Annotated in this window: 1 protein-coding gene; it reads left to right on the top strand. The window is 52.8% G+C overall.

What is annotated here, in order from left to right; genetic code table 11:
* Positions 1 to 114 precede the first annotated feature (114 nt).
* On the top strand, positions 115 to 445 hold a 331-nt coding region (locus tag KDH83_RS31645), incomplete at its 3' end, for a response regulator (protein WP_212323131.1).

Below are 445 nucleotides of genomic sequence, written 5' to 3'. Positions count from 1 at the left end.
GGATGGCTGCACATGGCAACGGAGATTTCATCAGTCGAAACTTCTGATCAAGACCGCGCTTCGCGCTCTACCAAGCAAGGACTCATCTAGTCTGAGTTTTTTTTGAGAATGCATATGCACCTGAATCGCCAGATTGCTCAAGAATGGTCGTGTTCACCCTTGTATGTCGAGGGGATAACATCCTACCTGTCCCAGGTCCAGGCCCAAGACAATCTGCCGCAGACACCCGAAAAATCCGGCGGCAGAGCATCAATGTCAGAGCTGTATGTTGCACTCGTCGGACATGACCCCATGCAGGCGGACTTGTTGTGCCGCTTGCTTGTACAGCAGGGCTTTCAGGTCGGAGTCTTCGATGCCTGGTCGGAGGACGCCAGAATCTCTGGCGTAGATTTGATCGTGGTGGATCTGAATAGTGCAGGGACAAGAGATGAAGCCGCGCTGATTG

The organism is Achromobacter sp. Marseille-Q0513 (assembly GCF_018195695.1).
In the GTDB taxonomy this organism is placed as follows: domain Bacteria; phylum Pseudomonadota; class Gammaproteobacteria; order Burkholderiales; family Burkholderiaceae_B; genus Achromobacter.
The sequence above is the reverse complement of the archived record's forward strand: the minus strand, read 5'-3'. Positions and strand labels throughout refer to the sequence as shown.